A 16110-nucleotide genomic window follows, 5' to 3' on the forward strand; every position below is an offset into this window, starting at 1 on the left:
ATAGAGAAAGGTTTGAGTTCCATTCAAGTTATGCAACTATATGGAAAGTTAAAAAAATTAGGGATAAGAATTTCATTTGCAGAACTTATGGACGATCCAAGCTTGTTTAAATGGTTAGAACTTATAGATAATTCTAAAGTAAAAAATGATAAAAATATGAAGTCATCAATTATCAAAAGTAATGATAATAAGTTTGAGTTAACAGATATCCAATATTCTTATTTAATAGGCAGAGAAGATGACCAAGTTTTAGGTGGAGTCGGATGTCACGCTTATCTTGAAATAGATGGAGAAAATATTAAGGAGGATAGATTAAAAAAAGCTTGGAATAAACTTCAATATAGGCATCCTATGCTTAGGGCTAAATTTACGAAAGATGGTTATCAAGAGATAATGGGGAAGCCATATGATGAAGAGATAGAAATTTTTGATTTATCTACTTTAGATGAGGAAACATCAAGTTTAAGATTGATAGAAATTAGAACACAATTATCTCATAGGAAATTAAATGTGAATGAAGGTCAAGTTGCTGGGTTGTCCCTAGCGAAGCTTTTGAATAATAAATTTAGGATATTTTTTGATATAGATTTACTTGTTTCTGATGTAATGAGTATGAGCATTATCATCAAAGAGTTGGCTGAACTTTATTCAGATGTAAGCCTTGATTGCTTGGACTCCTATACATTTAAAGAGTATATGCAGGACTTAGATAATAATTCAAATTATGAAGATGATAAACTTTTTTGGAAACAAAAAATTAATTCATTTGAGATAGAAAGACCAAATTTACCATTAAAAAAACAACCAGAGCAAATCAAAGAAACAAAATTTACAAGAAGAATAAGAATTATTGAAAAAGAACAATGGAATACTATAAAAAGCATAGCGGCGTCTTACAAAAGTACGCCATCCATGGTGCTTCTGACTGCTTATGCACTTATTCTTGAAAGATGGTGCAATCAAAAGAAATTTTTTATAAATATACCATTATTTAATAGGGATTTATCTAATGAGAATTTAAAAAATATGGTAGGTGATTTTACAAATATTTTATTAGTGGAATATGAGTCAGTAGATGATTCAAGTTTTTTGGATACTTTAAAAAGAACAAATAAGACATTTTTAGAAAATGTATCTCATAGTGCATATAGTGGAGTACAAGTTCAAAGAGATATATCAAGGAAACAAGGAACAAGTGTGAATGTAGCACCTGTTGTTTTTGCATGTAATATAGATTATCCGTTGGAAACAGAATTGTCAAGAAAGGAGTTTGGAAAGTTGTCGTATATGATTTCGCAAACTCCAGGAGTTTGGATAGATTTTCAAACGTATGTTGTAGATGGAGATTTAATTCTTTGCTGGGATACTGTAGATGAACTTTTCCCAATTGAGTTACTAGATGATATGATTAATTCTTTATATACATTACTTATTTCCTTGACACTGACGATAAATTGGGGGAAAAGAGTAGATGTTTTGCCTAAGAGCCAAAAGATTATTAGAAAGCAAGAAGTTGAAGAAATCTTACCACTTAAATATCCTGATGAAACCTTATATGATGGATTTATTAGAAATGTAAAATTAAATCCTGATAAGGTGGCTATTATAGATTCTGAAACCAAAGAGCAAATTACATATCGTAAACTTTATGATATTTCTTTAAGACTTGCAGATTATTTATATAATGATGGCGTCAAAAAAGGAGAATATGTAGGAATTACACTCCCAAGGGGTAGCAAACAGCTTTATGCAATTTTCGGAATTTTATTTATAGGGGCGGCATATGTATCAATAGGCATTTCTCAACCAAGTGACAGAAGGAACAAAATATATGAACAAATTGGTATAAATCACATAATAAGTGACGAGGAAACAATAGTTAAATGTTCTTTGAATAATGAAGAAGTTAAGCTCATCGATTTAGATAAAGGAATGAATAGTTATAAGAGATTAGAAAGTCCGGTTCAAGTTAGCCCATATGACAGTGCATATATTATTATGACATCAGGGACAACAGGAATTCCAAAGGGGGTTGAAATTATGCATACAAGTGCCATTAATACATGTATTGATTTAAATGAAAAATATGACGTTAATTCTGCAGATACAATATTAATGGTATCTGCGATAGACTTTGACTTGTCGGTTTATGATATTTTTGGAGTTCTTCGTGCAGGGGGCACAATAGTTACAACAAGTGAAGATAATTATAGGAATCCTGATGAGTGGTTAAAGTTAATAGATGAATATAAAGTGACAATATGGAATTCTGTACCGATTTTATTTGATATGATTGTAACTATGGCTGAAGGGAAAAATAGACAATTGCCATTTAGAACAGTTATGCTTTCGGGCGATTGGATTGCAATAAATTTACCAGAACGATTCTATAATATTAGCGACAAAATGAATTCTGTTGTTGTGGCTATGGGCGGAGCTACAGAAGCATCAATTTGGTCAAACTATATGAATGTACCAAGAAAAATATCAGACGGCTGGGTTTCTATTCCATATGGAAAGCCTTTAAAGAACCAAGTATATAGAGTTGCTGATAGTTTTGGTAGAGTTTGTCCGAACTATGTTAAGGGAGAATTACTTATAGGTGGAGTTGGCGTAGCTAAAGGCTACTATGGAGATGAAGAATTAACTGAGAAAAAATTCTTTGTAGAAGAAGGCCTTAGATGGTATAGAACTGGAGATAGTGGAACAACATGGAATGATGGAACTATTGAATTTCTTGGAAGAATAGATAAGCAAGTTAAAATCAAGGGTTATAGAATTGAACTGGGTGAGATTGAAGAAGCAGTTAGAAGAAAATTGAATTTTAAAAATGTAAAAGTCGTTACTAACTATAGGAGAAATAGCTTATATGCATTTGTTTTAGGGAATAATGTTGAATTGAATTGCAAAGAATTATTTATAGACGTACTTCCTCCGTATATGATCCCAGATAAATTAATTTTTATAAAAGAATTTCCAGTAAACAAAAATGGAAAGGTGAATGTTAAAAAGTTAATAGAAATTGCGGAAAATGCAACAGAGGATATATATAAGAATAGAAGCTATAATAATTCTAGAGAAGAACTTTCAAGAGAAATAGTTGATATTTTTAAAGAAGTTACTAAAAATCCTTATTATGAAGTAAATTCAAATTTTTTTGAAAATGGAGGAGATTCGTTAGTTGCACTTAATATATTATTGAAACTGAATAATAAATATAATATTGAATTAAATATGAAAGATATATTCACTAGTGATTCTATTTTTCAGTTGTGCGATATAATACAGAGCGAAATAAAGCCACATAAAGAATGTGAATCTGAGAGTTTTGGGTTAAATGAAGAAAAAGTATTTCTAACAGAATTGCAACATTCATATTGGTTAAATAGAGTAGGGTATGGAAATTTGGAAAGGCAGAATTCTAACTTTTATATTGAATTAGAATGCAAAAATTTAGATGTCATAAAAATAAAAAGTTCATTCAACAAAATTATTAATAAATATAATATATTTAAGAATACCATAAGTGATAATGGAAGATACTTTGAAAGTATACCTAAACCAGATATTGAAATCAAATATAATGAATTAAGTAATGAATCTGCGAAAAGTAAAAAAGAACTTTTAGAAAATATAAGAAATAGGATCATGTATTTCATTGATGAGAAAAATTTATTTGATCCTATTAAGATTGAAGTAACAAAAATGGATGATAGTAAGACAATTATGCATATTTGTTTTGATAATATATATTTTGATGCTCCAAGTATTATGCATATTCTTAACGAGTTGAATTTATTGTATAAAAATTCGGATGCGGAAGGGTTTACTTTAATTAGAGGTAGTATGCCTAAAATAAATGATGATAAGTTGGAGTTAGATAAACGATATTGGAAAAATAAAATTAATGATATATTTCCAGCACCTAATTTGATAAAAGATTCTATAAAGCAAGAAAGAAGTTCAGGGTATTTTAAAAGGATTTCAACAATATTAACGGAAGATCAGGTTGAAAAATTATCATATATTTCAAGCAAATATAAAATAACGACTTCAAACATTATTCTCTCATTATTTTCAGAAGTAATACATTATTGGAGTAATTCTACAGATTATACAATAAATGTAATTGTAATAAATAATCAAAAAAATGTATATGATTATTTTGGAGAAATTGCAGATTACACGTCAAACCTTCTTCACACTATAAATTACAATTCTAATGAATCTTTATATCAAAGAATGAATAGAATACAAGATAATTTATTAAAGGATATTCAGCATATGTCTTTTGAAGGTACTCGAGTTCTTAGAGAATTAAGAAGACAAAACAAGAGTATGTATGAAAATATGCCGATAGTATATACTAATACTGTTGGATATGATATTGATATAAATATGAGCAATATAGGTAAAATAAAAGAAGTTTTAACTCAGACACCAGGAGTATATCTTGATTTACAGGTTAGTGTAGTAGAGGGAAAGTATGTAATTAATTGGGATTACTTAACTGATATGTTTGAGGAAAATGAAATAAAAGAAAAGTTTGGGATTTTTAAAAAAGTGTTATTTGATGTGTTAGAAGATGAATCATTTTTTGAATGTTGTAATATTATACAAAATGAAAATTTTTATGAGGAAGGGATTATTTAGATGGAAAATATAAAAGAATTAATTAATGATTTAAATTCAAAGGGAATATTAATTTGGGAAAATGATGGGAAGATAGCCTATAAATCACCTGTAGGAGTAATGAATGAAAAAATTAAAAATATTATACGCACTCATAAGGATGAACTAATAAAATATCTTAGAGAAGAAAGTAGAATAAAAAGAATAAAGATTATAGGCAATGATGCTTTAGTAGAGATTGAACCTTCATTTAATGAAGAAAGTAATTATATTGATATCAAAGAAAATGCTATAGATGAAGTTAAAATTTTTGAGAGGGAAGCTACAAAATTAATAAATGATAATAATTTATCTAAATGGGTGAATAGTGCTAATGACGTAGCGTTGCGTGATATATTTAAGACTTTTTATTGCGAAGGCGTGTTTAAAGAAAATAAATATTACAGTTTAAAAGAAATAATAAATATACTTGAAATTGATGTTAGCTATGAATGTTTTATTGAAAAGTGGCTAAGAGTTCTTGTGGAAAATAATATTGTAATGCAAGGCAACGAGGGTTATAAAATTTTGGATTATTCTTACGTAGATAAGATAGCTGAGGATTATTGGAAAAATTTTGAGAATATAGAAGAGAAGATAAATTATGGTCATGATTTTTTTAATTACATGAATAAATGTTCGGATTTTCTTCTTGATATCTTACAGAAGAAAGTTAATACAGTGGATATTCTATTTCCAGAAGGCTCAGACAATAGTGCAGTAGGTGTATATAGTAATAATAAAGGAAGTAGGCTTTTTAATAAATTGGTGGCTAATATAGTCTATTCTTATATACAAGCGTCTGAGAAAGAACAGGCTGTCAAAATTCTAGAAATAGGAGCGGGAATAGGTGGCACAACAAGATTTATAGTTGATAAAATAAAAAATGAAAATTTTGAATATTTTTACACAGATATATCTTTTTATTTTCTCAATAAAGCTAAAGAAAAATATGGCACTCAAAATATGAAGTATAAAATTTTTGATATAAATGATAGTGTTTATAGACAAGGATTTAGCAACGAAAAGTTTGATATTATATTATGTGCTAATATGTTACATAATTCAAAAAATGGGTTTGAGGCTTTGAAGAATATAAATTATCTCATTAAAGATAAAGGGATTTTTATAATTATAGATGAAACAACTGAACCTGAATTTTTGCTTACATCAATAGAGTTGAACGATGCATTATCAAATTTTTATGATGATAGAGCTAAAGATAATGGTGTATTTTTCACATATAAACAATGGATGAAGATGTTTGAAGTTTGTAAAGCAAATATATGGATTGATTTTCCTCAAAAAAATAGTGATCTATCGTTTACGGGTCAAAGATTATTTGTTGGAAATTTTAATGATAGTTATAGCATAAATGAAAAAATAGTTAGAGATTCCATTGATGATTGTCTAAAAAAAGTTGTAGTTGTAGATGATATTGACAAAGAAACATCTATAAAAGTAGGTACTGAGGAAAAGAATGAAGAAGTAGACAAGAAGATATTAGTCGAAATGATTGAAATATGGGAAGAAATATTACAATCGGAGGACATTAAGTCTACGGATAATTTTTTTGAAGTTGGCGGTGATTCCTTAGTGATTACACAATTGATAACGAAGCTTTGGAATAAATACCCTAAAACTAAGATGTTAAAGTGGAAAGAGTTTACAGATATTATATTTAGATATCCTGTTTTAAAAGATTTAGCTTTATTTCTGGAGGACTTTAATAACAACAATATTAAGAATGAGATTAACGAAAATTATAATATAACTGAATTGGTAAGCTGTGATGATCCTAATAAAGTTTATATATTTTTTCATGATGGTACAGGAGAGTTAAATATATATAATAATTTCGTAAATGTTTTGAATGAAAAGAAGAAAAATGTAGCGATATATGGGTTTAGAATAGAGAACATAAAAGAATTTAATATAGAGTCACTTTATGAAGATTTAGCAATTAAATATTCTAGTATTATAATTTCACAATTCAAAGAGCAAGAAATTGTGTTGGTAGGTCATTGCGTTGGAGGTTTATTGGCTTTAGAAACAGGACGTATACTTCTTGATAAAGATATAAATTTATCTGAAGTAGTTTTGATTAGTTCATATTTGAATGAAGGTAGTATATTGTATGGAAATAATATTTTAAAAAAATATTTAGAATCGAATTTTTTGATGGGCATAGTATTTGGAGAGGTAATTGGGAATAAACAAAGCACTAACCCAATTTCGTTATCAGAAATAGAAAATGTAATGGAATATATAGAAAATAACAGGATTAATAGTTTCGAAAGAGGTGTAAAAGAAACTAAGTATACCAATAAAGAGTTATATACCAAGTTAAAAGATTACGAAGAAGGTAAATTAATACCTACTCAGTATGTTAATACATTTGATATTTTTAAAAAATTCTTTTTGGCTGCATCAGAGTATAGACCTTCATCATATAAAGGAGTATTAAAATTTGTACATGGTAATTTTAATACAAATAATTTTTTCATGGAAGGGGCAAGTCTATTTAGTGATAATGAAAACTTATGGAAGAAAGTAGTAGATAGAAATATAATTTATTACTCAGTAAATGGAGATCATTTTAGCGTTATCAATAAAGAAAATTCTATTAAGATTATTGAAGATCTATTATAGTAAGTAAGGTGAAACCTGTTATGGACTATAGAATTGGAATATTAGGATCAAATGGTAAAGTTGGAGTTAAATTATGCAATTATTTAGAAAAAAAAGGCATAAACTTTGTAAAGGCAAGTAGATCTGATAAAAAAAATTTAGATGGGCAGTTTATATTTGATATTTATAATAAACATGACTTTGAGACTTTTTTAAAAAATGTCGATATAGTTGTAAATTGCATAGGTCCCACTTTTTATTATGGACAATTTATTGCTGAAAAAGTTATTAAGCATAATAAAATTTATATAGATGTATTTGGTGATGAATTTATTCTTAGAAATATACAAAGTGATATAAATTCATTGATTGTTATTTCTGCTGGGGATTGCCCAGGGTTCAGCGGTATTATTTCTTGTTGGATAAAAAAGAGATATTTTAGTAAGATTTCGAAAATAGATATGTCCTATTTTAGTGGGGGCGAAATAACAGCTTCTGGATTATTAGATATATTAATGAGTGTTAATATGGGGTATGGGCAAATATCCCATTATTATAAATCGAAGCGATATAAAAGAGAAAAGAATTACATTACAAAAAAATATATAGAATATTTGGATAGAAGTTTTTATTGCAATGGATTTATAAGCAATGAAATGGTAGATGTTTCAAATTTTTTAAATATAGATGAAATGCATTTTAATAATTTGTACTCTAGCGAAGAGGAGTATTTATTATTAAAAGACATCTACTATAAACTTCCAGTGAAAGACAATTGTTGGGAAAATGTAAAAGGTATTTTAACTAATGAGTTTAGCTATATAAATAATTCTAACTTTGATGGGAGTTTATATAAGATAGAGGTAGAGGGTGAAAAAAATGGAAAAAATAAAGCGTTGACATTAGAAATAATATTAGAAAATAGTTATACTATTTCTGCGTATATTCTATATAAGATTATACAAGAAATCTTGTATAGCTCAAAATTAAATATTGGGATATTGAGACCATTTGAATTAATTGATTCTGAAGTGATATTTTCGGAAATGACCAAGTTGAGATTAATAAATGATATTTTGGAAGTTGAAAATACTGAATATGATGAGGGGTGCTTATAATAAATGAATTTAGAAATTCAAATGTTGCAATATGTAGATTACGATATAATGATGGATTTAGAGTATGGAATGTTTCTTTTTAGTTTCAAAGACATTACAATAATCAAAAATTGGAGAAAGATATGAGTGGGGAGTATGAAGTATTAGGAGGTATATATATAGTTTACAATAATATTTGTGAAAGAAATTATAGGCATAATATTCATTTTGATGAAGCTTCACATATATATGAAATAAATCATTGTCAAAAAGGCAGGTTTGAATGTGAGTTGAAAGATGGAACTATAACATATATGTCTCCAGGAGATTTTTCGATTAACGTGTTAAATAATTCGCCAATGGAATCATTATTTCCTATAGGGTTTTATAGTGGGATAACAATTTATATTGATGTTTCGAAATTTGATGAAGAAGCGATCGTTTTACAACAGATATTTGAGATCAATTATGAAAAAATACTTAGTCATATATGTGAAGGAGAAAGATTATTTATAAAAAGATCTTCTGACGAAGTACATCATATTTTTTGTGAAATTTATAATGCATCTCCAAATAATAATATTAAAACTTATTTAAAAATAAAGATACAGGAATTATTTCACTATCTAAATAAAGTGAGAGATTTTAAGACTAATAGTGATAGAAAATATTATATGAAGAGCAATATAAATGTAATTAAAAACATAAATAAATTTATTAATAATAATTATTTTAAGCATTACACATATAAAAGCTTGTCAGACTTATTTGACATAAAAATGACTACAATGAAACAATGTTATAAATTTGTATACAATGAAACAATAAACGAAACAATAAGAAATCGAAGATTAAAAGAGGCAGCAAACTTATTACGGGATACAAATAAGAGTATTACTGAGATAGCAGTAGCTGTAGGGTATTCAGATTATTCAAGTTTTTCTAAAGCATTTAAAAAAGAATACGGCATTTTTCCTACTGGATATAAATCGTGTCTTTTAGGACACAATGCGTCTAAAAAAACAAGACTTATTAATGATATATGATATCATTAAACATGTTAAAGATTAGGAGGGATTTATGAAAAATTCAAAGAAATTATCAGTAAAAGATTTAGCTACGATAGGTATTTTTTCAGCAATAATGATTGTTGTTTTTATAGTTTTTTCTATGCTTACAGGAGCGTCATTATTTTTTAATATGATTTTTAATGCAGTATTTGCGGCATTGATTTTAGGACCATTTTTTGTTTATATGTCTATGAAGGTAGGCAAACCAGGAGTAGCTTTAATTTATAATGTATTACAAGCTATTTTGGCGGCTATGTTTATGGGACCTTTTATGATTCCTTGGTTTGTATGTGGGGGCATTATTGCAGAACTTTCTATGATAGGGAAAAATAGTTATAGAAGTCTTAAGAGGATTACTGTTGCATGGATTATTACATCGCTTACGAGAGCTGCACATGGCATGAGTGAGATTTGGTTTTTTAAGAATGCTTTTATTAATTCAGGAGTATCTTTAGAACAGGTTCAAATTCAAACCAAGTATTATACGGATATAAAGTGGGTTATTATTTCTTTGTCATTAACTGCAGTAGCGGCTATTGTTGGATGCTATTTAGGAAATAAGATGACTCAAAAACATTTTAGAAAGACAGGGATAATTAAATGATTAATTTGGACTTTCGTTCCAAATTTGCAGTATTCTTAAGTACAGTATATTTGGTAGCGGTGCTGTCCAAAGATGCTGTATTTTTTTTGTTAATTGCTATTTTATTAATATATTTATTTTTAACAGGATATGGCATGTTTACAATTAAAGTTATGTATGCAATTGGATTAATTGTAATATTAAGAGTTATTTCTAATGGACAGGGGTTTGGAATTTTTCTTCCTGAAATGTTTTTATTTATTATGCTTAGGACTTTAGTAATATTGCTCTCTGGTATACCAATTATAAAAACTCCACCAGGAGAATTGATGGCAGTAATGAGAAAACTTAAAATTCATAAAAATGTGGCACTTCCATTAATTTTTATGATGAGATTTATACCAATTGTAAAGGCGGAGTTTAAAGAAATTATAGACTCTTTAAAGCTTAGAGGCCTTATTTCTTTTAAGAAACCTATGCTTACAATGGAATACATTTTTGTTCCTATGATGTTTTCAGCGTCTAAGATTGCTGAAGAATTAGCGGCTGCTTCTGAAGTAAGAGGAATATCTGCTGAAGGTAAGCATACATCACGAATAGAAATAAAATTTAGAATTCGAGATTTTTTTGTGGTTGTATGTACAGTTCTGGCTACAATTCTATTAATTTATTTGGAGAAGGTGGCATTTTTATGATTGATTTAAAGAATGTTAATTTTTCTTACTCAGAAGGAACAAAACCTATATTAAAAAATATCAATTTAGATATTAAAAGAGGAGAAGTTATTGCACTTATTGGGTCTAGTGGTTGTGGAAAGACAACTTTAACAAGAATATTTAATGGATTAGCATATAAGTTTTATAATGGAATTATTAATGGCGAAATTTATATTGACGGAATGAACCCTTGTGATAGAGAACTTTATGAAATTGGAAGAAAGGTAGGTTCAATATTTCAAAATCCTAAGAGTCAATTTTTTGCAGAAATAGTAGAAGACGAGATTTCATTTGGGCTAGAAAATTATGGTATTGGAAGAAAAGAAATGCTAAAAAGAATAGAACTATCTTTAAATTCAATTAGAGGTCAAGATTTAAAATATAAAAATTTATTTTGTCTATCAAGTGGTGAAAGGCAGAAGGTTGCCATTGCATCAATTAATGCACTTGATCCACCTATTTATGTTTTCGATGAGCCGTCATCCAATTTGGATATGAAAAGTGTTGAAGCTTTAAAAAAATTAATTATTTCATTAAAGAATTCGGGTAAAACAATCATTATTTCTGAGCATAGAATGTATTATCTTAAAGGGATTGTTGATAAATATTATTACATTGATAATGGAGAAGTAGTTTGTAGTTATACAGAGAAAGAGTTACTGGATATGACTGAAATGAACTATAAGGAACTTGGATTAAGGACGTTTTTGTTAGAGTTAATATCTCCTAAATTAGTTAATTGTAAATCTATCAACAAACTTGATATAGATAAATTAAGCTTTTCTTATGGTAAATATAATATTTTTAGTAATTTATCATATTCATTCAATGATGGAAAAGTATATGGCATTATAGGAGAAAATGGTGTTGGAAAAAGCACTCTTTCTAAGGTACTAAGCGGAATTTTAAAAGAAAAGTCAGGAACGGTTCATTATAATGGGACTTTATTAAAGAAAAACAAAAGAAGAGAATATGTATATTATCTCTCTAATAATCCTGATAATAATTTATTTGAAGTAACCCCAGAGGATGAGTTAAGACTTAGTGATAAAAACGCAAATATAGAAGAAATATTAAAAAGGTTTCATTTGGAAAAGACAAAAGGAATTCATCCGCAAATTTTGTCAGGCGGACAAAAGCAAAGATTAACAATTGCAACAGCTCAATTGTTAGATCGTAAAGTTTATATTTTTGATGAGCCAACAAGTGGGCTAGATGGTGAGAATATGCATTTGATTTCAGGTGAAATAAGAGAACTCCAAAAAAAAGGAAAAATTATAATTATTATTTCACATGATTATGAATTTTTGATGGAATGTTGTGATTTAGTTTTAGACTTAAGTAAACAATCTTTTAGAGAATTAGTTCCTTATGAAGACAAAGAAAAGATTTTAAAAAAATTAAAAGGAGATGAAAATAGATTATGTTAAGTAAAGGTCTTTTGAAATATGCGGGGAAATACAGATGTTTAACAATAATAGCTTGTTTGTTGTCTGTGATTAGTTCAATTATGTCTATCATCCCGCTAGTGTGTATTTTTCAAATTATAAAGACTTATATAGAAGGAATGAGCGATTTAACAATAATGACTTATGCTAGAATTGCAATAATATCATCAATAGTTAGTATTGCAATTTATTTTTTAGGGCTTTCATTAGCACATATTTCTGCTTTCAGAGTTGCTAAAAATTTGAAAATAAATGCTATGAACAGGCTTATTGATATGCCATTGGGTTTTTTTGAACTTAGATCCACTGGAGAGCTAAGAAAAACTATTGATGAGAATACAATTTTAACCGAAGACTTTTTAGCACATAAATTGCCAGATTTTTCGGCAACTGTTGTTATGCCATTTGCTATCATTATTAGTTTTTTTTATTTTGATTGGAGAATGGGGATAGCTTGTTTTATTCCATTAATAATATCAATGGTTTGTATATATATGATGATGGGCGGTTCAAATAAAACGATGATGGGCAAAATTATGACAATGCAAGAGCAGATGAATAAAGAAGCAGTTGAGTATGTTAGGGGAATACCAATAATAAAAGTGTTTCAACAGACTGTGTTCAGCTTTAGAAAATTCCATGAAACAATAATAGAATATAGAGATTTAGTTTTGGGTTATGCAGAAAAATGTCGCATTCCTAAAACTCTGTTTTCAATATCATTAAATAGTTTTTTTATTATTTTAATTATGCTGGCGACGTTTTTGTTTAATCAAACAGGAAATAAAAGCGAAGTATTTTTGAATTTGATATTTTTTATATTACTTAGTCCATTGATTTCTACAACATTAATGAGACTAATGTTAACAGGAGAAAATCTTATTCAAGCAAAGGAAGCGTTGAAACGTATAGAAAATATTACAAATTATGAATTTAATGAGATGAATTTTGAAAAGTTTCCAGATAAAAGGAGTATTAAATTTAATAATGTATGTTTTTCTTATCCAGAGAATGAATCTTTAGTGTTAGATGATGTGACCTTTACTATAGATGAAAATTCTAAAGTTGCTATAGTGGGATTATCAGGATCAGGTAAAAGTACTATTTTATCATTAATTGGGAAATTTTTTAATCCTAATTCGGGGGAGATATTAATAGGAGATAAGAATATTGAAAAAATAAGTACCAGAGATTTAATGGAAAATATTTCTTTTGTTTTTCAAGAAACTAAATTATTTCCAATTAGTTTGCTAGATAATATAAAAATTGGTAGAAAAGATGCTACAAAAAAGGAAGTTGAAGACGCTATAAATATTGCTCAATGTAAGGGTATTATTAATAAGTTACCAGACGGATTGAACAGTGTATATGGGACAAAAGGTGTTTATTTGTCTGGAGGAGAAAGACAGAGGATAGCACTTGCAAGGGCATTTATAAAAAATTCTCCAATAATAGTTCTTGATGAAGCGACATCTGGTTGTGACTCTGAAAATGAGTTTTATATTAACAAAGCTATAACGGAAATTTCAAAAAACAAGACGGTTATATTAGTTGCTCATAGGCTTAATTCAGTCACAAATGCAGACAAAATCATTGTTATGGATTCTGGAAAGATTATGGAAGAAGGTAATCACAAGGAGCTGATTCATAGAGATGGGTTGTATGCAAGTATGTGGCAACAATATACAGATTCAGAAGATTGGAGGATATAGGATGCTTGAGTTGGTGAAGAATAAGTATAATTTATCAGAAAAGGAATATAAACTTGTTAGACAAGGAATTTTTTTTAATGCGTTAACTAATATTTCAAAAATGCTTCCAGTCGGAATATGCACCTATGTTTTATCACAGATGTTCATGCACATTGGTTCAGAAAAAACTGATATGGCTTTGCCTATTACAAAATATTTATTTTTATCATTATGCGTTATTGCAATAATGACGGTACTGACATATATAGAGTATACTAAAACATTTATAGATATCTATAAGGAAAGTGCAAATCGAAGAATTGAAATAGCTGAGTTTTTAAGAAAACTTCCATTATCATTTTTCGCAAAAAGAGATCTTGCAGATTTAACAACAATTATTATGACAGATACATCTGGTATTGAGCATGCACTTGCTCATGTTATTCCTCAATGTTATGGCACTTTAATTTCAACAATTATTATTTTTGTGGCTATGTCATTTTTGAATTTTAAGTTGACACTGGCATTATTTTGGGTTATTCCCATTGCATTTTTTGTTGTCTTTATTTCTAGAAAAATGCAAATAAAATACAGTCAGGCGTTTAAAAAAGAAAAATTAGGGGCGTCAGATCAAATTCAAATGACATTAGAAATGGTTAAAGAAATAAAAGCATTTGGATTAGAAAATGATTACAAAATTAGTATAAAGAATAGATTAAATAAGTTTGAACAAATGCAGCGAAAAACAGAATTATTTTCAGCAACGATATTAGCTTCTGCCCAAATGATTTTGAAGCTAGGTATAGTTTCCGTTATTTTTGTTGGGAGCATTTTACTCTTAGAAAGTAAGATTAATTTATTTACATTTATTGTATTTCTATTTTCTTCTGGGTTAATTTATGAACCTATCAATTCACTTATGAATGCATTAACAGAAATATTACAGGCAGAAGTTTTGGTTGATCGTATTGATAGTATAAAAGAAGAAAAAGTAGAGAAGGATATTTTAAATGCTGATTTGGAAAAATTAGATATTTTATTTGAGAATGTGTGTTTTAGGTATGATGATATGAATGTATTAAATAATGTTACATTTATTGCTCAAGAAGGGAAAAAGACAGCTCTAGTAGGTTCATCAGGTTCGGGCAAATCAACGGCTTTAAAGCTTGCAGCGGGATTTTATAAACCTAATAAAGGTAGAATATGCGTAGGTGGAGAGGATATAGCAAAATTAAATTCAGAAGAACTTTTAAAGTATTACTCAATAGTTTTTCAGGATGTCTTACTTTTTGATAATACTATTTTAGAGAACATTAGATTAGGAAATAAAAATGCAACAGATAAAGAAGTTATTGAAGCTGCAAAGCTAGCTAATTGCCATGAATTCATATCAAAGCTCCCAGATGGATATAACACGTATATTGGAGAAAATGGTAAGTTGTTATCTGGAGGAGAGAAACAACGACTTTCAATTGCAAGAGCAATAATTAAAGATGCGCCGATAGTATTACTTGATGAGGTAACTTCGGCATTGGATATACAAAACGAAAATTTAGTACAAGAGGCAATTAATCGTATTACAAGGAATAAAACTGTAATAGTAATAGCTCATAAATTAGATACTATAAAAGATTGTGATAGTATTGTTGTATTTAATAAAGGAAGAATAGTTGAATGTGGAAATCATGAAGATCTTATAAAACTTAATGGATTTTATAAGAATTTAGTAGATGCGCAAAGAGATACTTATAAATGAAAAATATAATTTGTTAAACTATATATTTAGTTATAAGAGTGTTATTGCTATGTTATTAAATTATATTTAACATACGGCGACATGTTGGAAAATAGGGATGATGTGTTTTTAGTTCTTAAAAATATCATGAGTATTTTTATCATAAAGCAAAAATAATCTTAATCCTTTATTAAAAAAATATACTAAATTATATGATCAATGTTTGTGAGATTTTAAGAGTGCATGAGAATAGAGATATTGTTTTGATCTAGTCTGAGATTTAGAATTTATTTGAAATTAGGTGATTAAATTTTATTTATGATATAGTGAAAAAATATTAAGGAAGAATTTATTATTGAGGTGATTAAAAATGAAACAAAATATGAAAGAACAGTTATTGACTAAGAAGCCTTTATCATTAATGTTTCAATTATCTATACCAGCAGTTATTGGTATGGTAGTTATAGG

The 16110-nt window shown here is 28.0% G+C and carries 10 protein-coding genes; all 10 read left to right on the forward strand.

The genetic code is table 11. The features are described from left to right. Positions 1–4653, forward strand: a 4653-nt coding sequence (locus tag KHW44_RS01370) for an amino acid adenylation domain-containing protein (RefSeq protein WP_369680506.1), incomplete at its 5' end; no start/stop codon positions are given. Beyond that, positions 4654–7323, forward strand: a complete 2670-nt coding sequence (locus KHW44_RS01375) for a methyltransferase (protein WP_304065004.1) — start codon at positions 4654–4656, stop codon at positions 7321–7323. Between the two features lie 20 nt (positions 7324–7343). Further along, positions 7344–8420, forward strand: a complete 1077-nt coding sequence (locus KHW44_RS01380) for a hypothetical protein (RefSeq protein WP_304065007.1) — start codon at positions 7344–7346, stop codon at positions 8418–8420. A 3-nt stretch (positions 8421–8423) separates the two neighbouring features. Next, positions 8424–8546: a hypothetical protein gene (locus tag KHW44_RS01385; protein WP_304065010.1), complete on the forward strand. Its 123-nt coding sequence runs from the start codon at positions 8424–8426 to the stop codon at positions 8544–8546. Next, complete coding sequence (locus tag KHW44_RS01390; RefSeq protein ID WP_115595409.1) at positions 8543–9445, forward strand: AraC family transcriptional regulator; 903 nt, start codon at positions 8543–8545, stop codon at positions 9443–9445. Before KHW44_RS01385 ends, KHW44_RS01390 begins: the two co-directional genes overlap by 4 nt. Positions 9446–9479: 34 nt before the next feature. Continuing rightward, positions 9480–10073, forward strand: coding sequence for an MptD family putative ECF transporter S component (locus tag KHW44_RS01395; RefSeq protein WP_304065015.1), 594 nt, complete (start codon positions 9480–9482; stop codon positions 10071–10073). Next, a complete protein-coding gene (locus KHW44_RS01400) occupies positions 10070–10747 on the forward strand; it encodes an energy-coupling factor transporter transmembrane component T (RefSeq protein ID WP_304065018.1) in 678 nt (225 codons plus the stop codon). The genes KHW44_RS01395 and KHW44_RS01400 overlap by 4 nt, the downstream gene beginning before the upstream one ends. Then, a complete protein-coding gene (locus KHW44_RS01405; RefSeq protein WP_115595406.1) occupies positions 10744–12198 on the forward strand; it encodes an ABC transporter ATP-binding protein in 1455 nt (484 codons plus the stop codon). The genes KHW44_RS01400 and KHW44_RS01405 overlap by 4 nt, the downstream gene beginning before the upstream one ends. Continuing rightward, on the forward strand, positions 12192–13928 hold the full coding sequence (locus KHW44_RS01410) for an ABC transporter ATP-binding protein (protein ID WP_115595405.1): 1737 nt from the start codon (positions 12192–12194) through the stop codon (positions 13926–13928). Before KHW44_RS01405 ends, KHW44_RS01410 begins: the two co-directional genes overlap by 7 nt. A gap of 1 nt (position 13929) precedes the next feature. Then, positions 13930–15663 (forward strand): ABC transporter ATP-binding protein, encoded by a 1734-nt coding sequence (locus tag KHW44_RS01415; RefSeq protein ID WP_304065023.1) that lies wholly within the window; start codon positions 13930–13932, stop codon positions 15661–15663. Positions 15664–16110 lie beyond the last annotated feature (447 nt).

The organism is Finegoldia magna (assembly GCF_018371055.1).
GTDB classification, from domain to species: Bacteria; Bacillota; Clostridia; order Tissierellales; family Peptoniphilaceae; genus Finegoldia; species Finegoldia magna_I.

Coding starts and splice junctions, on each gene's coding strand:
- KHW44_RS01375 (WP_304065004.1), top strand. CDS start 4,654: ATGGAAAATATAAAAGAATTAATTAATGATTTAAATTCAAAGGGAATA.
- KHW44_RS01380 (WP_304065007.1), top strand. CDS start 7,344: ATGGACTATAGAATTGGAATATTAGGATCAAATGGTAAAGTTGGAGTT.
- KHW44_RS01385 (WP_304065010.1), top strand. CDS start 8,424: ATGAATTTAGAAATTCAAATGTTGCAATATGTAGATTACGATATAATG.
- KHW44_RS01390 (WP_115595409.1), top strand. CDS start 8,543: ATGAGTGGGGAGTATGAAGTATTAGGAGGTATATATATAGTTTACAAT.
- KHW44_RS01395 (WP_304065015.1), top strand. CDS start 9,480: ATGAAAAATTCAAAGAAATTATCAGTAAAAGATTTAGCTACGATAGGT.
- KHW44_RS01400 (WP_304065018.1), top strand. CDS start 10,070: ATGATTAATTTGGACTTTCGTTCCAAATTTGCAGTATTCTTAAGTACA.
- KHW44_RS01405 (WP_115595406.1), top strand. CDS start 10,744: ATGATTGATTTAAAGAATGTTAATTTTTCTTACTCAGAAGGAACAAAA.
- KHW44_RS01410 (WP_115595405.1), top strand. CDS start 12,192: ATGTTAAGTAAAGGTCTTTTGAAATATGCGGGGAAATACAGATGTTTA.
- KHW44_RS01415 (WP_304065023.1), top strand. CDS start 13,930: ATGCTTGAGTTGGTGAAGAATAAGTATAATTTATCAGAAAAGGAATAT.